The organism is Gordonia hankookensis, assembly GCF_014673215.1.
GTDB classification, from domain to species: domain Bacteria; phylum Actinomycetota; class Actinomycetes; order Mycobacteriales; family Mycobacteriaceae; genus Gordonia; species Gordonia hankookensis.
In genome coordinates this window covers 15,101-32,292 of the sequence record NZ_JACWMS010000006.1, presented here as the reverse complement: position 1 = coordinate 32,292, position 17,192 = coordinate 15,101, and the positions used below count along the sequence as shown (strand labels likewise).

The window sequence follows — 17,192 nt, the reverse complement described above, 5'->3', positions numbered from 1 at the left end:
CGATTCGGATCCACTGCGTCACGATCGATCAGCCACCGAGGACGGAGCCGGCGAGGCCCACCACCACGGGCACGATCCCGAGACAGACGAATGCCGGCAGGAAACACAGCCCGAGTGGTCCACTGATCGCGACGCCTGCGCGTTCGGCGGCCGCCAGCGCGTCGTCGTGCGCGTCCCTGCGAGTGCTGTCGGCCAGTTCCGCCAGACCTCCGGAGAGCGACGACCCGGACCGTGCCGAACGCCGCGCCAACGTCGCCAGCGCCTCGAAACGGTCGCCATCGACGTCCGACCTCGCGGCTCGCCTGCCGTCGACGACGGGCGCCCCGTGGCGACGCCAGGCATGCTCGGGATCGGCACCGAGCCCGAGGAGTTCGGCCGCCGACGCCAACGGGCGGGCGAGCCCGGGCGGCGCGGAACTCGAGACCACGCCCGCCGCCGCGGCGATCGGCATCCCCGCGCGCAGACACACGGCGAACAGATCGAAGGACGCCGCGACCGCGAACGGGTCGTCGGAACCCGGCCTCGGATGCGCAGGGTCGCGCGCGGCGATCGCCGACGCCGGATCGCCAACCACCCGATGCAGTGCCCAGCTCGGTGCCGGCCATACCCAGAGGGCAGCACCCGCCGCAACCAGCGAGAACGCGATCATCGGTTGATCACCCGGTCGGTGATCCGCTCCGACCACGCGAGACCGGCCACCGACAACGCCGTACCCACGATGAGCAGAACCCCGCCGAGACCGCTACCGAGGAGCACGCCGACGGGGTGCGCGCCCATGAACTCGCCCAGCGCGATGCCGATGACCGGCAATCCGGCGAGCACGGTCGCGGTGGCCCGCGGGCCGGCGAGTCCGGCTCGGGTCCGGGTGGCGAACTGCCTGCGCGCCAGCAGATCGGCCCGCACCGACTCCACCAGCTCGATCATGGGCAGACCGTGCCGGTCGGCGGTCTGCCAGGCGACCCCCACGCGATGCCAGGAGAGCTCGTCGGAGGCCTCGACGTCGGGCATCACCTCGCCGCCCAGTTCGGCCCGTCCCGCCATCATCGCGAGGCCATCGCCAACCGGCGACCTCGGTTGCCCGGCAGGGAGTTCGCGCGCCGCGGCCGCGCACGCCGCGGCAGGCGGGGCACCGACCGACAGTTCGGCCGTCATCACCGACAACGCCAGCAGCAGATCGGAGATCTCCCGGTCGCGCGCCCGGACCCGCTGTGCGCGGTGCCGTCGCCACATCAACGTCGCGGACACCAACGTCATCGCCACCGCCGCATGGAGCCCGATGAGCACAGCTGCCGCCACCGGGGCGCCGACGGCGACCGACGCCTGCCACGGAACAGTGCGCGTCCGCGAGGTTCCCGGCGTGAGGGCCACCAACCGATACTGGGCGTGGGTGGCCGGCCACCAGAGCACCGCCGCGGCGAGCGCCAGGATGACCGGGATCATCGGTGCGTCCGGGACCGCACCAGTGCATCGAATCCGGACATCTCGTCGGTGAAGCCGTGCGCGCGCATCCACACGGGCCGGATGTGCACAAAGCCGTCGGTGTCGCGGGACACCAGCCCGATCTCGGTGAGTCCACGCGAGCCACCGGGGGTCCGCGCGACACCGAGCACCACGTGGACGGCCGCCGCGAGCTGGCTGTGCAGCGCGTCGCGCGCCATCCCGCCCAGCGCCGCCAACGCCTCCATCCGCGCCGGGACCTCCGACGTCGAGTTGGCATGCACGGTCCCCGAGCATCCCTCGTGTCCGGTGTTCAGCGCGGTCAGGAGATCGATCACCTCCGCACCGCGCACCTCCCCCACGACGATCCGGTCCGGCCGCATCCGAAGTGCCTGCCGTACCAATGAGCGCACCGGAACCTCTCCCGCCCCTTCCACATTCGGTGTCCGGGCGACAAGGCGCACGATGTGCGGGTGAGGCGGGTCGAGTTCGAGCGCGTCCTCGACACAGAGAATTCGTTCGGCCGCGTCCATCTCACCGATCAGGGATCCGAGGAGTGTGGTCTTACCCGATCCCGTCCCGCCCACGATGAGGAAGGCGAGCCGGGCGTGCAGCATGGCGCGCAGCGGCTCCACGGTCTCGCCGGGAATGGCACCCAGCGCGACGAGTTCGTCGAAGTCACGGGTCGCGGTGCGCAGGACTCGGAGCGAGATACAGGTTCCGTCGGTGGCCACGGGTGGGATCACCGCATGCAGCCGGACCGCATGGCCACGACGCCCGAGGTCGGCGAGTTGGCCGTCGACCCAGGGTTGCGCGTCGTCGAGCCGCTTGCCCGCACTGAGAGCCAGCCGACTCGCGAGGCGGCGGACGGCCGCCTCGTCGTCGAATCGGATATCCGTGCGCTGCAGTCCGTTTCCCCGATCGACCCACACCCGCTCGGCGCCGACGACGAGGATGTCGGCGACGTCGGGTTCGGCCAGGAGATGCTCGAGCCGGCCCGCTCCGATCAGCTCGGTCTGCAGGAAGCGCAGGGCGGCAAGCAGATCCGTGTCGCCGAGCATGCCCCGCGACTCCGATCGGATCGCATCGGCGATGACCTCTGCCGTGGGCTCGACGGCCTGTGTCGCCAGCCGGTCACGCACACGGTCGAGGAGCGCATCGTGCGGGCCGCTCACGCCGCGAGCCGCTCGGCCGCCCCCGCCTTGCGGTACACCGCCAGCGCCGCCCGCCCGAGCGGGCTGCGTGGCGGAACCCGCAGGCGCCCGGCCTCCATCCGGCCCGGTAGTCCGGGATCGGATCGGTATGCGGTGAGCAGCGGGAGGCCCACGGCGGAGGCCACCTCGGACGCGCGCAGACCGCTCGGCGCCGGACCCCGGACCGCCAGCGCAGCGGCGATCCCGCGCTCACCCAGGCGGGCGGCAACGGTCCGCGACGACGCCACCCCGTGCACACCGGCCGTGGTGACGAGCACGACGAGATCGACGGAATCGAGCACGGCATCGGTGACCGGGTCGGCGGTACGGGGCAGGTCGACCACCACGGTGTCGCCGTTGACCCGGCCGGCATCCATCGTCGCGATGACCGCGTCCACGCCGATCCGCAGCCGGCTGTCGCGACGGGGCGCGAGCACTGACAGCCGATCGTTCACCTGTGGCAATGCACTGTGCAACGATTGCGCCCGGACCGCCCCGCCTGCCAGGGTCAGGTCCTGCCACCGGAGGCCGGCACGACCCTCTATCCCGAGAGTCAGGTCGATGCCCGCTCCGAACTCGTCGACATCGAAGAGCAGTACGTGTGTGGACTCCTCGGCAGCGGTCAGGGCCACCGCGGCCGCCAGGGTCGTGGCGCCTGCTCCGCCGTGCCCGCCGATCACGGCGACCGCGCCCGCCGGGGCGGCGAGCGGCGATCGGAGCTCGGTGAGGAGTCCGACGAGGGTGGATTCCTCGGCGGGCAACGACACCGCCCGATCCGCACCGAGACTCATCGCCGATCGCCAGATGTCGGCTGCGGGTTCACCGTCGGTCACCATGACGAGTCCCGCGCGTCGCGGCGGCCCGAGTTCGGCCAGCACCCGGGTGGCGTTCACATCGGCGACCACCGCGTCCGCACGCAGCCACTCCCGGCGGCAGTGCTCTGGGTCGGCGCGCAGCATCTGATATCCCGCCGCGGCCGCACAGCGGGCGACGTCGTCGGAGAGGTCCGGACCCACCAGGGCGAGGAGTTCATCGGTCATGTACCGATCCTGCAGCGCCATCTCCCCCCGGCGGGGGCGTCGGGGCGCCACGGCCCGATCTGTGGAATATCCCAGATCTGTGGATGACCCGGATTGTGGATGACCCTGCGGTCAGCCCGTGAACGGTGGCACGAACTCACACGGGACGGGAACCGGATGCTGCGGATCGAGTGCGTTGAGCACCATGTAGGCCGCACGCCGCGAGCCGGCGATCGCGAGGTGATCGCTGTGGTCGGCAGCGCAGGTGTCCTGGACGACGATGTTGCGCACCTTCTCTCCCGCGCGTCCGGGTACCTGCCCGCTGGTGTAGGGCAGGACGAGTTCGTCGTAGCGGGTGGAGATGTTCGTGTAGTCGACGCCCTTCACGTACGGGCTTCCCCCGCGCCAGATCTCCCGGTTCATCTCCGACCCGGCGGTCATCTGGCCGCACGCGGCACAGATCGGTAGTTCCCGGCCACCCAGCAGCGTGTCGGTGAGGCCGGTCAGCGGGGTGCCGCCGAACGTGCCCCGCCACAGAGGGGCGAGCGAGACGTACTTGCTGACCTTGCCCGCACCACCCAGATTCTTCAGGTAATAGGTGGGCATGTACGTGCCCTGGGAGTGCCCGACGAGATCCACGGTCTTCGCACCGGTACCGGCCAGCACTCTGTCGACGAATCGAGACAGCTGTGCGGCGCTGCCCTCGATGGGCGCCATGCCCCCGATCGCCGACACCGGCCACGGAGTTCCCGGCAGGGCGCCGTAGGTGAGCGCGAAGACGCAGTAACCGCGATTGGCCAGCATCGCCACGTAGGCACCCCAGTTGGTCTGCTGCGATCCACCGGTTCCGTGCACGAGTACCACCGGCCGCGGATGCCGCGCAGTGGGTTTGCACGTGAAGTCGTTGGAACCGGGCAGGGACCCGCCGGGATGTGAGAGTTCCGCCGGGATACCCGAGAAGAAGTTGTAGGTCTCGGGTAGCGGCGGCTGCGGGGCCGCGTGAGCAGTGCCCGCGCCCACCACCACGGCCATCACGCAGGCGACCACCGCGCAGGAGACCGCAGAACCGATCAATCCCACCCGTGTCCTTGCACCGATCGACATACCCACTCCCCCATTCGGCTGACGTCCGCCCAGAACCTAGCAACTGCTTGGTCAAGCGTCCCAGTTTTCGGAAAACCGCCGCATACGCGCGAAGAATGAGTGCTGCCGAGATGTGATACCGACCCCAGACAGAGGACGACCCCGGCCAGGGGGGGAGGAGGCCGGGGTCATCGCGTTTCAGCCCCGGGGGGTCGGGCTGAAAGGCACCGGTATTAACCGGTTACGGCCGACTATACACACGGGATTTCGTTGATTGCAACCACAACAAAGAGCGATCCGAGGTCACATTTTTATATCGCTGCCTGCGCATTCACGATGCAATGACGTTGCATCGGGGCTATCGCCGCAGGCCTCTCAGACCGTACTCTGACCACGTGACGGACACCTCACCGAAGGCGACCGGGTCGCCACCTTCGGTATCACGTCTGACCGACCGACGCCGCGTCGCGGCCTTCTTCGATCTCGACAAGACGGTCATCGCGAAGTCGAGCGCGCTCGCGTTCTCGCGACCGTTCTTCGACGAGGGACTGATCAATCGGCGCTCGGTGCTGAAATCGAGCTACGCCCAGTTCCTGTTCCTCGTCACGGCCGCCGACCACGATCAGGTGGAGAACCTGCGCCGCCACGTGACCGACATGTGCCGCGGGTGGGATGTGGAGCAGGTGCGGGCGATCGTCAACGAGACGCTGCACGACATCGTGAATCCGTTGGTCTTCGCCGAGGCCGCCGAACTGATCGCCGGCCACCAGGAACGCGGACACGACGTCGTGCTGATCTCGGCGTCCGGACGCGAGATGGTCGAACCGATCGGCGAGCTCCTCGGGGTCGACCACGTGGAGGCCAGCGAGATGAGAGTCGTCGACGGCCACTACACCGGCGAGCTCGAGTTCTATTGCTACGGAGAGCACAAGGCTGTCGCGATGGAGGCACTCGCCGAATCCCGTGGCTACGATCTCGCCGAGTGCCACGCATACTCCGACTCCATCACCGATCTCCCCATGCTCAGCGCGGTCGGTCACCCCGTCGCGGTGAATCCGGACCGGCAACTCCGCAAGCAGGCAGCCGATCGAGGCTGGCCGGTGCTGAGCTTCAATCGCCCGGTGCCGCTCCGCAAGCGGATCCCCACCCCGTCGTCACGGATGGCCGCCGCCCTGGCGCTCGGCGCTGCGGTGGCGGCGGTCAGCAGCGCCGGAATGCACTCGTTCCTGCATCGACGGCATCGGCGACGCCGGAGCTGAGACTCCTGGAAACACCACTGAATGTTGGTGCGAAAGGCCCTTGATGTGACTGCGGTCACGGTGTACAAAAGGGGTTACGGAATCTCGGAAGGCAAAGTCCGATCCGGAAGAGAAGGAGCGGACCCCCACGCCGAGCGCTTCCCAGCACGGGCGGCAAGCACCCACGCGGAGCACGCCGCAATAAGGCAAAAGCGTTGTGCGCCTGCGACATCGTAGGCCGGCAAGGGCAAGCCGATGGCCATCAACGGGCCGTAAGCGGGAACATGAGGAGTTCCCCGTCGGGCCGGACGAATCGATCCGATCGGAACGGACCAGCTGGTCCGTGAGACGGAACGAATCGATCCGATGAAGCTCGATTCGATTGCACGGCACCGTCATTCGTAAATGGTTCACATCGGGGCGTACCGACCGGCACCGCGGTCCCTCGCCGAGGCGATCCACACAACCCACCAAGCACGCTTGGTAACTTGGGTCCGTGCTATGCGGGCGGCAACCCGGTCGGTTTCAACCGATCGAGCGGCCGCCCGCATTGTATTGTCCGGCGCGGTATTGTCCGGCGCGGTATTGTCCGGTGCCGTCGTATCGTCCGGGTGCTGCCCGGGTGTTGCATCCGAGCGCCAACCGATCCCGAGAGTTCGCTCGCTGCTTACATTTTCGTGCGCGCGCGCCGCAGGGAGCTAGCCCGCGCGTGCCGCATCGGCGATCGAGCGGGCCTCGCCCGCACCCGCCTCGAGCGCCTCGCAACACAGCACGATCCAGGCGCCCACTGCTGTCGGGTCTCCGTCGGCGAACCCCGTCGACAACGAGCGGTAGTCGTCGAGGCGACGCAGCCAGGTCACCTCCGGGACGCCGAGGTTGTGCGGATCCAGTCCCGACGACGTGCAGACCAGGCGCGAGGCCGCGCGCGCGACCACACCGTTCGCGGTCGGGAACGCGCCGACCCCCAGCAATTCGCCGTGCACCACGGCGGCCAGCACCGGCGCCGGGACCGATGTGGCGCCGGTGATCAGCTGCCCGAGCAGATCGAGCCGTCCGGCGACTCCGGGCTGCACACTCGGGCGGCCCAGCTCGTCGGGATCGGCGACGAGATCGGCGGCGGCGAGCATATGCAGCCGGGCGAACGCCTGGGCGGGAGCCCGGCGGAACACGCCGGTGAGCTGATCGAGTGCGTCGCCGTCGAGGGCCTGGGCCACGCGCATCGCACCGGCCAGCAGCGGATCGTCGAAGTCACCGTCGCGACGCAGTTCCACGCTGCCGCCGTCGATGGCCGCCGAGGATCGGCCGGCCCGCCAGGACGCCTCGGTCGCCGTCTTGTCCCACCCGCGCAGATTCGCCGGGTGACGATGCACGGCACTCAGCGCGTCCCGTGCGCGGTCGGCGGCGTCGCGCACACCGGGCAGGTCGAGCAGCGGCGCGAGCGGATCAGAGGTCACGCCTTCCCACGATAGTGATGTGGGGTCGGCCGTCGTCCGGCCGGTGACGTCGATGCGCGTCCTGCACCACTCGTCGTGTCCATGGGACCATTCGTCGCGGAACTGCGGGACCCGGTCGAGGGCACCTGCAACGAGGTTCCAACGTGACTACCCTCACAATGAGTAACCGGCATGAATGCACGTCACGCCAGTGTGCGGGCACCCAGCACGCATACACACAGCACGCGTACACATCGTCTCCTCGACAGTGAAAGGTCTCCTCACCGATGACTCCCGCCACCACTTCGTCCGCCCAGGGGTATCCGCCGTCGGAGGATTTCGTCGCGCAGGCCAACGCCGGGTCTGAGCTCTATGACCGGGCCGACGCGGATCGTCTGGAGTTCTGGGCCGAACAGGCCCGCCGCCTGGACTGGGACACCGATTTCGACCAGATCCTCGACTGGTCGGACGCGCCGTTCGCCAAGTGGTTCGTCGGCGGCAAGCTCAACGTCGCCTACAACTGCGTCGATCGACACGTCGCGGCGGGCAAGGGCGACCGGGTCGCGATCCATTGGGTCGGCGAGCCCGGTGACACCCGCGACCTCACCTACGCCCAGCTGCAGGACGAGGTGTCCAAGGCCGCCAACTACTTCACCTCGATCGGGCTGGTGGCCGGCGACCGCGTCGCCATCTACATGCCGATGGTCCCCGAGGCGATCATCTCGATGCTCGCCTGCGCCCGGCTGGGGTTGACACATTCGGTGGTGTTCGCCGGATTCTCCTCGGGCGCACTGCGTTCGCGCGTCGACGACGCCGAGGCCAAGCTCGTCATCACCACCGACGGCCAGTACCGTCGCGGCAAACCCGCCCCCCTCAAGGCCGCCGTCGACGAGGCACTCGGCACCGGCGACGACGCCGCGAAGTCGGTGGAGAAGGTCCTGGTGGTGCGCCGCACCAACGACGATCCCGATCTGCCGTGGGTCGATGGGCGCGACGTGTGGTGGGACGACACCGTCGACGAGCAGTCGAGCACCCATGAACCCGAGGCCTTCGACGCCGAGCACCCGCTGTTCCTGCTCTACACCTCTGGCACCACGGGCAAGCCCAAGGGCATCGTGCATTCCTCGGGCGGCTACCTGACGCAGGCGTCCTATACCTTCCACTACGTCTTCGACCACAAGGAAGGCCGCGACGTCTTCTGGTGCGGCGCCGACATCGGCTGGGTGACCGGACACTCCTACCTCGTCTACGGCCCACTGTCCAACGGCGCCACCGAAGTGGTCTATGAGGGAACCCCCAACTCCCCCAACGAACATCGTCACTTCGAGATCATCGAGCGCTACGGCGTGACCATCTACTACATCGCGCCGACGCTGATCCGCACCTTCATGAAGTGGGGTCGCGAGATCCCCGACGCACACGATCTGAGCTCGGTGCGACTGCTCGGCTCGGTCGGCGAACCGATCAACCCCGAAGCGTGGAAGTGGTACCGCGAGGTCATCGGAGGCAACTCTGCGCCCATCGTCGACACCTGGTGGCAGACCGAGACCGGCGCCATCATGATCTCCCCGCTGCCCGGCGTGACGACCACCAAGCCCGGCTCCGCGATGGCACCGCTGCCCGGCATCTCGGCGAACATCGTCGACGACCAGGGCAAGCCGGTCGGCGCCGGTGAGCAAGGGTATCTGGTGCTCGACCAGCCGTGGCCGTCGATGCTGCGCGGCATCTGGGGCGACGACGAGCGGTTCCGCGAGACCTATTGGTCACGCTTCGCCGAGCAGGGCTGGTACTTCGCAGGCGACGGCGCCCGCTACGACGACGACCACGCCCTCTGGGTCCTCGGACGCGTCGACGACGTCATGAACATCTCCGGGCACCGCATCTCCACCGCCGAGGTCGAGAGCGCCCTGGTCGGCCATTCCGGGGTCGCCGAGGCCGCCGTCATCGGCGCCGCCGACGAGACCACGGGTCAGGGCATCGTCGCCTTCGTCATCCTGCGTGAGGGAGTCGAGAACACCGGCGACCAACTCGTCAAGGAACTCCGCGACCAGGTGGCCGTCGAGATCTCGCCCATCGCCAAACCCCGCGAGATCAACGTCGTCCCCGAATTGCCCAAGACCCGCTCCGGCAAGATCATGCGACGCCTCCTCAAGGACGTCGCCGAAGGACGCGAACTCGGCGACACCTCCACTCTGGTCGATCCGTCGGTCTTCGAGGCCATCCGCGCCCGCAAGTCCTGAGCACGACGTCTCCGCCCCGACCCGCGATCGACCCGGTCGGGGCGGAGATGCCGGATTCCTCCTTGACCTTGACACGGTGACAAGGTCTTGACTGGTGTCGAGGAGGTGATCGCGATGAACAACGCGATTCGTGACGATCGGCAGGCCCGGCTGATCGAGGCCCTGTCGGCGCCGCAGCCGTCGACCCGACTGCAGGCGGCGCTGGCCGCCGGGACATACCCGGATGATGCGCTGGTCGATGTGCTCGTGGGGCGCTGCGGCGTCGAACCGGACTTCTTCGTGCGTGACATGCTGACGTGGGCTCTCACCCGCTGTGCACCAGACGTCACCATCGCGCGACTGCTCGGCGAGCTCGCCTCGACCACACCGCAGGCCCGCAGCCAGGCGTTGCACACACTGTCGAAGATCGGCCGGCACTCGGTCTGGGAGAAGATCCCGCATGGGCTGCTCCACGATCCCGACGACGACGTCGCGCGCAGTGCCTGGCGCGCGGCGGTCGTGCTCACTCCGGACGATCAAAGAGCGTCTCTCGCAAGGGAACTGGTGACCGAGCTGGGCCGCGGCGACCGGGAGACGCAACGCAGCCTGAGCCGAGCGCTCGTCGCTATCGGCGATGCGGCACTCCCATTGCTCGCGGTCGCACGTTCGGGTCGCAACCCGGCCGTGCGTGAGCATGCCGCCGCCACCGAGCACCTCATGGAGGACCCGGACAGCGATTTCTCGGCTGCGGTGGATCAGGCGCGACGGGCGCTCTCCTTGGCGAACGCGCCGTCGCCGGGTACCGAATGCTGATCGGTGAGGTGTCGCAGCACTCCGGCGTGAGCACCCGGATGTTGCGGCACTACGACCGGCTCGGTCTCGTGGCGCCCGCCGGCCGCACGTCCGGCGGGTACCGCGAGTACTCCACCGACGACATCGCCCGGCTGTTCCGGGTGGAGGGACTCCGATCACTCGGATTGTCGCTGGCCGAGGTACGGCGGGTGCTGGACGCACCAGGATCCGCCGAGCCGACTGCACTGATCGGCGAACTCGTCGACCAGTCACGCCGACGTCTCGCCCGCGAGGAGGAGTTGCTGGCTCTGCTCCGGCGCATCGAGGCGTCCACCCCGGCGGATTGGGAGGACGTGCTGCGAGCGGTGCGATTGATGCACGACCTCGAATCGGATTCCGCAGGCGTGCGCTATCGGGCGGCTCTCGCGGCGATGGGTCACCAGCTGTCGTCCGAGGCCGTGGCCGACGCCGTCCTGGCCGAAGCGGACCCCAACGTCTCCGGCGCCCTCACCTGGGCGCTGGCCGCCACCGGAGACGCGGCAGGTACGGCCGTGCTCGCGACAGGCCTGAGATCCGACGACGTGGAGGTACGACGGCGTGCGGTGTCGGCCGTCGCGGAGCTCGCGGGTCCCGGGGTGGCCGACGTTCTCCGCGGCGCGCTGACCGACACCGACGTCGTCGTACGCAGCCGGGCGGCGATGGCTCTCGGGGCGCGGGGCGACCGGCAGGTGGTGCCGGACCTCATCGACATGGTGGTCGCCGGGACCAACGATGTCGATGCCGCCGACCTGCTCCGCGATCTGGCGCACCATGCCGGCACCGCCGATCAGGTCGCGGCCGATCTCGGTCGGCTGCTCGACGACGAGGCGGTCTCGCCCGCGGCACGCAGCCGCCTCGCGCAGGCTCTGGTGGAGATGCCCGGCGAGGTGGCCGTCGGCATCCTCACCGCGTTGGTCGACGACGACGATCCGGCCGTCGCGGCCGTCGCGGCGATGCGAACGCACGGGAGGTGATCTCGCCGGTCGCCAGTGGGTCGCGCGACTCGCCGCGGTCGCGACCCGGGTGGCCCGCGCCGCGACCGCCAGTCGCATGGCACCATAAGCGCAGAGCACCGAGATACGGAGGATGCAGTGAGCCGCAACGAGCACGGCCAACCCGCAGACGGCACCGGATCGGTCCCGTCCATCCCGCTGTCGGACCCCACACTGGGTCGGGACGGGGAGCCCAGTATCGGGAACCTGGTGAAGGACGCCACCGCGAATGTGTCCACCCTGTTCCGGTCCGAGGTGGCGCTGGCGAAGGCCGAACTCGTCGGGGAGGCGAAAAAGGCGGGCGCCGGCACCGGTCTGCTGGTCGTCGCCGGGGTGATGGCCCTCTATTCGAGCTTCTTCTTTTTCTTCTTCCTCGCCGAATTGCTGGACAACTGGATGCCCCGGTGGCTGGCGTTCCTGATCGTGTTCCTGATCCTGGTGCTGATCACCATCGTCATGGCGTTCGTCGGCTACGTGCTCTTCCGTAAGGTCAGGGGCCCCAAGAAGACGATCGAATCGGTCCGGGAGGTGCAGACGGTGCTGCCGGGCAAGCACCCGGCAGACGTCCCGCCGACGTCGGTGACACGGACCGGCGATCACCCCGAGATCCCTCGCGCGCACGACCCCGGGCGGAGATGACCGTTGGCGGTCCCGCCTGACCCGTCGAGCGTCCGGGTTCCCGGAAACTGGCACCACTTCGACGTCCGGGCGAACGGGGTCCGCTTTCACGCTGTCGAGGCGGATGGTCGATGGCTGGCCGACCGCCCCCTGGTTCTGCTGCTGCACGGTTTCGGTGAATTCTGGTGGAGCTGGCGACACCAGATCGCCGCGCTGACCGACGCCGGATACCGAGCCGTCGCCGTCGACCTACGTGGGTACGGCGACTCCGACAAGCCGCCACGCGGCTACGACGGCTGGTCACTGGCCGGTGACACGAACGGTCTGGTGCGTGCCCTGGGGCACACCGAGGCCGCGCTCGTCGGGCATGCGGACGGCGGCCTGGTGTGTTGGGCCACCGCCACGTTGCATCCCCGGGTGGTGAACCGGATCGCCGTCGTAGCGTCGCCGCATCCGCGCGCTCTACGTCGGGAGGTGCTGCGCAACCGGGCGCAACGATCGGCCTTCCTCACGGGATTCCTGCGGAACCAGTTGCCGCGGATGGGTGAACGGCGCCTGACCCGCCACGACGGCGGCTACATCGAGCAGTACTTCCGCGAGCGCGCCGCACATGATTGGCAGCAGACCGACGAGTTCGCCGAGGCAGTCGAGCGGAACCGATCGGCGATCCAGATCCCCTACGTGGCCCATTGCAGCCTGGAGTATCAGCGCTGGGCATTCCGGTCGCAGTTCCGTCCAGACGGAATGCGCTTCATGGAGTTGATGAATCAGCGGCTGCACATTCCGGTACTCGCGCTGCGTGGCCGGGAGGATCCGTACATCCTGGATCACCTGATGACCGCGAGCAACCGTTGGTCTGCGCACATGGATTACCGGCAGATCGACGGCAGCGGCCACTTCGCCCACCAGGAACGGCCAGATCAGGTCAACGAACTGCTGGTCGAGCTGCTCTCGCGCGAACCCGCGTAGCCGTGTCTGCCGAGCGGCCGCGATGGTGCGCCGCTCTCAGGCATGCACGCAGGATTGTGTGCTGACCCGCGACGACCGGTTCTCCGAGTCGGTGAAATTCGACTGAACCTGCTTGGCGGTCAACACGAAGCCGGTCTGGTCCGCGGTGTCCTCGGCGGCACCGAACACGACGCCGAGCACCTCGCCGTCCGAGTTGATCATCGGGCCACCCGAGTTTCCCTGACGGATCTGTCCGCGAACGGTGTACACCTCACGCAGAATCCGGCCGGTGCGGTAGATGTCCGGACCGGACAGATTGATCACCTCACGCACCCGCACGGGATTCACCGCGAACGGTCCCGCCTCCGGGTAACCGAGGACGATCGCGTCGTCGCCGGGCGACGCCTCCTTGTCGGCGAACTTCAGTGGCGGCGCGGTCAATCCGGGGACGTCGAGCACCGCGATGTCGTTGCTGCTGTCGAAGAGAACCACCCGCGCAGGCAGTTGCTGGCCGCTCGGAGCGGAGACGGTGAGGCGGCGCGTACCCGCGACCACATGGGCATTGGTCATCACGCGTTCCGGCGACACCACGAAACCACTGCCCTCGAGGGCTTGTCGGCAACTCGGCGCGGTCCCCTCGATCTTCATCACGCTGGGACGTGTCTGGTTCACGACGGGCAGCTGGACCACCGACGGATCGGGCGGACCGACATTGACGACGGGAGTCCGGCCGAACGGTCCGATGACCTGCGGCAGGCCCGAATTGTCCAGCAGCGCACTGAAGTCCCGGGGCAGGTCGCGCAGCCACTGCGGGGCGAACACGTCGACTCCGCCGAGCACCTTGGAGCCGCGGACCGCGGTCGAGAGCTGGGTCTCGGTAGAGCTGCTCAACGGAATCGCCAGCAGCCATGCCGCGACGAGCACAGCGATCACCTGCAGGACCAAGCCGATCACACTGTCGATGCGGCGCACGCCCCTCGACCGGATTCCGCTGCGCGCCGCCCGGCCGAGGATCATTCCCGACACCTCGCCGACGATGATCAGCGCAACCAGCAGCACCACGCCGACCAACAACCGCACCGTGCTGTCGTCGAACCTCGAGATGATGTGCGGCGCAAGCAGGATTCCGGCGACCGCCCCCAGGATGACTCCCAGGAACGCCAGCGCCGAGGCCACCGCGCCCTGACGGTACCCGCTGGCCGCGGCCAGCACGGCGATCACCACGACGATGAGATCCACCCATCCGGAACCGCTCACCTATCTCCACCCTCACCGCGATCGGGATCGCCGACCGCCTGATGCATCGCCTCTGGCAACACCGCTGAACGGCCGGTCGTCTGGGGATTCCCGGCGACACCGGCCCCGCTCGCCACGCTCCCGGCGGCCGCATGCTCGATGGCGTCCTCCAGCGGACGCACATCCGACTTGTCCCACGGCACATCCCATCCCGACACCTCACTGATGGCGGCGATGAGACCGCCGGTGAATCCCCACACCAGAAGACCGTCGACCATGAATGCCGGTCCACGATAGGCGCTCGCCCCCAGCACTTTCCGTTGCACCTGGAAGCGATTCTCCGGCGCCAGCAGCGACCGCAGGTTGACCCGGGCGACCCGCGATGTCTCGGCGGTGTCCATCACCTGCACGTCGCCCGGCCGCGCCCAGTGCGCGAGCACCGGGATGACATCGAACGCCGACACCGGGACGGGGAACGACGGCAGGTTCGCCACCACGTGCACGCCGTCGGCGACCAGACCGGTCTCCTCGTTCGCCTCACGCAGCGCGGTACCCACCGGGTAGTCGTCGCCCGGATCCATGGCACCGCCCGGAAAGGCGACCTGCCCGCTGTGCTGCCGGAGCGTCGCGGCACGTTCGGTCAGCAAGATCTCGGCGTCGGCCGGCAGTCCACCCGGGTGGTCGGGCGCCTCGTCCCAGCTGCCCGAGATCAGCACCAGGACAGCTGCGGCACGGCGGTTCCGGCCGATCATCGACGCCCACCGGGTCCGATCTCCGCCCCGATTGAGCACCGCGTCGGTGACGGCACCGACATCGCCCGTCACCGCGCGCATCCACGGCGGGATCTGTCCGGTCGGCACCAGCGGCCCGAACGGCGAGACCTGCTCGTCGCCACCGGTCATGTCGCTGCCGGTCGTGTCACGGTCGGTCATGTCGCCACCCCCAGGTATTGCCGGACGGCTGCGGCGATCTGGTCGGGATCGTCGAAGACCTGCGGGAGCACCTTGGCGACGGTGCCGTCGCCACGCACCAGGATGGTCGACGGGAAGACACGTGGAGCCTTGAGCGCGCCGGCGATGCGGGCGTCGGGGTCCATGACGACGGGCAGGTGGACGTTGTTCTCGGTGAGGAACCGCAGCGCCAGATAGGGATTCTTCGCACCCTCCTGGGCGTGCACGGCCAGGACCGTCACCTTGTCACCGGCACGCTGCGCGTACGCGGCCATCTCCGGTAGCTCCCGACGACACGGCAGACACCAGACCGCCCACATGTTCACGACCATCGGTTTCCCGGCGGTGCCGGCCCCGACGTCGTACGGCTTGCCGTCCGCCAGGCACGGCGCGGTCACGCCCGCGAGAACCGACCCCGGACCGATCGGGAGGCCCGTCTGCGGGCAGGGTTGCAGAGCGGCATCGCGTCGGGCCTGGGCCAGCTGACCCTCGTCCACCTGGGCGTCGGTCGCCTTCGGACCGGTCGCAGTCGCCTGGTCCGATACGCCCGCCGTGTCGTCGTCACCGCGTGGCCAGATCGCCACCACCAGGGCGATCATCACGACGATGAAGACCAGGGTCCATCGCGCCGATGCCGGGAAGCGCCCGCGCGCGGGTTGCGACGGTTCCGGTGGGCCGGGCTCGGGCTCCGGGGCACTCGAGCCCTCGTCGGTTGGGGTCTGATTCACTGCGCCGTGATCCCCGCCAACTGCAGCAGGTGATCGGTCTCGGGTCCCTTGACCAGCCGGGCGGCCTCGGTCTTGTCCATCGGACCGGTTCCGACCGCCGGGCAGTCCTTGGCCAGGACGCAGACGCCGCACGCCGGCTTGCGGGCGTGACACACGCGTCGCCCGTGGAAGATCACCCGATGCGAGAGATCCGTCCATTCCTTGCGCTCGATCAGTTCACCGACCGCACGCTCGATCTTGACCGGATCGGTTTCAGTGGTCCATCCCCACCGACCGACCAACCTCGCGAAATGGGTGTCGACGGTGATGCCGGGTACCCGGAAGGCGTTCCCGAGCACGACGTTGGCGGTCTTCCGTCCGAACCCGGGCAGCGTGACCAGCTCTTTCAGTGTGTTCGGCACCTCGCCGTCGAACCGCTCGACCAGCGCCTGACCCAGGCCGATGATCGAATTCGCCTTGTTCCGGTAGAAGCCGGTCGAGCGGATCATCTCCTCGAGTTCGGTGCGGTCGGCCTGCGCGTACGACACCGCGGTCGGGTACCTCGCGAACAGCGCGGGGGTCACCATGTTGACCCGGACATCGGTGCACTGTGCCGACAGGATGGTGGCGACCGACAGCTCGAGCGGTGTGGTGAAGTCGAGCTCGCAGTAGACGTGGGGGAACGCGACCTGGAGGGCCCGGTTCATCCGACGGGCACGACGCACGAGCCCGAGGTGCGTCTGGGCCCCGCCGCTCTTGCGCGGACGGGCCGACGGAGTCGGCACCGCGGGGTCGGTGGTCTTACGTGCGCTCACCGATTCAGGTTAGCCAGATCGTCGCCGCGGGACCGACAGAGACCGTGCGCATCGCCGGGAACGGGGCGCCCACGACGGTGCTACGCATTGGTAACAAGTCAGTGAAGGCCGCCACTCTGGTTGGCGGGAGACGGATCCCATTGTGTTTACTGGTCCCCATGCAAGGACTCGCGGCGCTGCTGTTCCCAGCTGTCCTCATGCTTTTCGCGCTGGCGATGGAGAAGGTCCAGAGTCGGATCGACCGCCTCTCAGTGTCCCGGGACCACGTGGAGGAATTCCTCGAATCGGCCGACGCCGCACACGTGGACACGCTGGCCAAGGAGGGTTTTCCCGCCGCGCTCGACGAGTTCCGCACTCGTCGCGGGATCGGTGAACCGGCCCTGCCGACGTCGGATTCGATGCTCTCGTCGTCGCCGAAGCGCGCCAGCTGACCGCAGAACCGCCATAGCCGACGAAGCCGACTCGCCGCAATG

Annotated in this window: 17 protein-coding genes; 7 read left to right on the top strand and 10 right to left on the bottom strand. The window is 68.7% G+C overall.

Going from position 1 to position 17,192, the window contains the following annotated elements; all coding sequences use genetic code 11:
* Nucleotides 1-28: 28 nt before the first annotated feature.
* From IDF66_RS22530 to IDF66_RS22510, 5 genes are all read right to left on the bottom strand, one after another.
* The gene (locus IDF66_RS22530) at nucleotides 29-649 is read right to left on the bottom strand and encodes a type II secretion system F family protein (RefSeq protein ID WP_190268708.1); all 621 of its coding nucleotides are present in this window, start codon (nucleotides 647-649) and stop codon (nucleotides 29-31) included.
* The gene (locus IDF66_RS22525) at nucleotides 646-1,440 is read right to left on the bottom strand and encodes a type II secretion system F family protein (protein WP_190268707.1); all 795 of its coding nucleotides are present in this window, start codon (nucleotides 1,438-1,440) and stop codon (nucleotides 646-648) included. The genes IDF66_RS22530 and IDF66_RS22525 overlap by 4 nt, the downstream gene beginning before the upstream one ends.
* Nucleotides 1,437-2,612, bottom strand: coding sequence for a TadA family conjugal transfer-associated ATPase (locus IDF66_RS22520; RefSeq protein ID WP_190268706.1), 1,176 nt, complete (start codon nucleotides 2,610-2,612; stop codon nucleotides 1,437-1,439). The genes IDF66_RS22525 and IDF66_RS22520 overlap by 4 nt, the downstream gene beginning before the upstream one ends.
* Nucleotides 2,609-3,670, bottom strand: coding sequence for a septum site-determining protein Ssd (gene ssd / locus IDF66_RS22515; RefSeq protein WP_190268705.1), 1,062 nt, complete (start codon nucleotides 3,668-3,670; stop codon nucleotides 2,609-2,611). The genes IDF66_RS22520 and ssd overlap by 4 nt, the downstream gene beginning before the upstream one ends.
* Before the next feature lie 111 nt (nucleotides 3,671-3,781).
* Complete coding sequence (locus IDF66_RS22510) at nucleotides 3,782-4,753, bottom strand: esterase/lipase family protein (protein WP_190268704.1); 972 nt, start codon at nucleotides 4,751-4,753, stop codon at nucleotides 3,782-3,784.
* A 320-nt stretch (nucleotides 4,754-5,073) separates the two neighbouring features.
* On the opposite strand from IDF66_RS22510, the gene IDF66_RS22505 reads away from it, so the two are divergent.
* Nucleotides 5,074-5,991, top strand: a complete 918-nt coding sequence (locus IDF66_RS22505; protein WP_190268703.1) for an HAD family hydrolase — start codon at nucleotides 5,074-5,076, stop codon at nucleotides 5,989-5,991.
* 677 nt (nucleotides 5,992-6,668) lie between these two features.
* On the opposite strand, the gene IDF66_RS22500 is transcribed toward IDF66_RS22505, so the two are convergent.
* The gene (locus tag IDF66_RS22500) at nucleotides 6,669-7,424 is read right to left on the bottom strand and encodes a Fic family protein (protein ID WP_164310430.1); all 756 of its coding nucleotides are present in this window, start codon (nucleotides 7,422-7,424) and stop codon (nucleotides 6,669-6,671) included.
* A 266-nt stretch (nucleotides 7,425-7,690) separates the two neighbouring features.
* Between IDF66_RS22500 and acs the strand changes: the two genes are divergently transcribed.
* The 5 genes from acs to IDF66_RS22475 all read left to right on the top strand — a co-directional run bounded on the left by acs (nucleotide 7,691) and on the right by IDF66_RS22475 (nucleotide 13,032).
* Complete coding sequence (acs, locus tag IDF66_RS22495) at nucleotides 7,691-9,643, top strand: acetate--CoA ligase (protein WP_190268702.1); 1,953 nt, start codon at nucleotides 7,691-7,693, stop codon at nucleotides 9,641-9,643.
* A gap of 114 nt (nucleotides 9,644-9,757) precedes the next feature.
* Nucleotides 9,758-10,435 (top strand): HEAT repeat domain-containing protein, encoded by a 678-nt coding sequence (locus IDF66_RS22490; protein WP_190268701.1) that lies wholly within the window; start codon nucleotides 9,758-9,760, stop codon nucleotides 10,433-10,435.
* Complete coding sequence (locus IDF66_RS22485) at nucleotides 10,429-11,427, top strand: MerR family transcriptional regulator (RefSeq protein WP_190268700.1); 999 nt, start codon at nucleotides 10,429-10,431, stop codon at nucleotides 11,425-11,427. The genes IDF66_RS22490 and IDF66_RS22485 overlap by 7 nt, the downstream gene beginning before the upstream one ends.
* 117 nt (nucleotides 11,428-11,544) lie before the next feature.
* The gene (locus IDF66_RS22480) at nucleotides 11,545-12,084 is read left to right on the top strand and encodes a phage holin family protein (RefSeq protein ID WP_164310426.1); all 540 of its coding nucleotides are present in this window, start codon (nucleotides 11,545-11,547) and stop codon (nucleotides 12,082-12,084) included.
* A 3-nt stretch (nucleotides 12,085-12,087) separates the two neighbouring features.
* Nucleotides 12,088-13,032 (top strand): alpha/beta fold hydrolase, encoded by a 945-nt coding sequence (locus IDF66_RS22475; RefSeq protein WP_164310425.1) that lies wholly within the window; start codon nucleotides 12,088-12,090, stop codon nucleotides 13,030-13,032.
* Nucleotides 13,033-13,068: 36 nt separating this feature from the next.
* Here IDF66_RS22475 and IDF66_RS22470 read toward each other — a convergent pair whose 3' ends face one another.
* The 4 genes from IDF66_RS22470 to nth all read right to left on the bottom strand — a co-directional run bounded on the left by IDF66_RS22470 (nucleotide 13,069) and on the right by nth (nucleotide 16,719).
* The gene (locus IDF66_RS22470; protein ID WP_164310424.1) at nucleotides 13,069-14,268 is read right to left on the bottom strand and encodes a MarP family serine protease; all 1,200 of its coding nucleotides are present in this window, start codon (nucleotides 14,266-14,268) and stop codon (nucleotides 13,069-13,071) included.
* Entirely contained in the window at nucleotides 14,265-15,080 is an 816-nt protein-coding gene (locus IDF66_RS22465) for an NUDIX hydrolase (RefSeq protein ID WP_190268887.1), read from the bottom strand. Before IDF66_RS22465 ends, IDF66_RS22470 begins: the two co-directional genes overlap by 4 nt.
* Nucleotides 15,081-15,175: 95 nt before the next feature.
* Nucleotides 15,176-15,925 carry a TlpA family protein disulfide reductase gene (locus IDF66_RS22460; protein WP_203589460.1) on the bottom strand — a complete coding sequence of 250 codons (750 nt, stop codon included), beginning with the start codon at nucleotides 15,923-15,925 and terminating at the stop codon, nucleotides 15,176-15,178.
* On the bottom strand, nucleotides 15,922-16,719 hold the full coding sequence (nth, locus tag IDF66_RS22455; RefSeq protein WP_387998330.1) for an endonuclease III: 798 nt from the start codon (nucleotides 16,717-16,719) through the stop codon (nucleotides 15,922-15,924). Before nth ends, IDF66_RS22460 begins: the two co-directional genes overlap by 4 nt.
* Nucleotides 16,720-16,877: 158 nt before the next feature.
* On the opposite strand from nth, the gene IDF66_RS22450 reads away from it, so the two are divergent.
* Complete coding sequence (locus tag IDF66_RS22450) at nucleotides 16,878-17,150, top strand: hypothetical protein (protein ID WP_164310423.1); 273 nt, start codon at nucleotides 16,878-16,880, stop codon at nucleotides 17,148-17,150.
* Nucleotides 17,151-17,192 lie beyond the last annotated feature (42 nt).

What these genes read in the sequence shown, in the direction of transcription:
- IDF66_RS22530 (WP_190268708.1), bottom strand. Translation starts at nt 649, where the DNA reads ATGATCGCGTTCTCGCTGGTTGCGGCGGGTGCTGCCCTCTGGGTATGG.
- IDF66_RS22525 (WP_190268707.1), bottom strand. Translation starts at nt 1,440, where the DNA reads ATGATCCCGGTCATCCTGGCGCTCGCCGCGGCGGTGCTCTGGTGGCCG.
- ssd (WP_190268705.1), bottom strand. Translation starts at nt 3,670, where the DNA reads ATGACCGATGAACTCCTCGCCCTGGTGGGTCCGGACCTCTCCGACGAC.
- IDF66_RS22510 (WP_190268704.1), bottom strand. Translation starts at nt 4,753, where the DNA reads ATGTCGATCGGTGCAAGGACACGGGTGGGATTGATCGGTTCTGCGGTC.
- IDF66_RS22505 (WP_190268703.1), top strand. Translation starts at nt 5,074, where the DNA reads ATGACGTTGCATCGGGGCTATCGCCGCAGGCCTCTCAGACCGTACTCT.
- acs (WP_190268702.1), top strand. Translation starts at nt 7,691, where the DNA reads ATGACTCCCGCCACCACTTCGTCCGCCCAGGGGTATCCGCCGTCGGAG.
- IDF66_RS22490 (WP_190268701.1), top strand. Translation starts at nt 9,758, where the DNA reads ATGAACAACGCGATTCGTGACGATCGGCAGGCCCGGCTGATCGAGGCC.
- IDF66_RS22485 (WP_190268700.1), top strand. Translation starts at nt 10,429, where the DNA reads ATGCTGATCGGTGAGGTGTCGCAGCACTCCGGCGTGAGCACCCGGATG.
- IDF66_RS22465 (WP_190268887.1), bottom strand. Translation starts at nt 15,080, where the DNA reads ATGCGCGCGGTGACGGGCGATGTCGGTGCCGTCACCGACGCGGTGCTC.
- IDF66_RS22450 (WP_164310423.1), top strand. Translation starts at nt 16,878, where the DNA reads ATGCAAGGACTCGCGGCGCTGCTGTTCCCAGCTGTCCTCATGCTTTTC.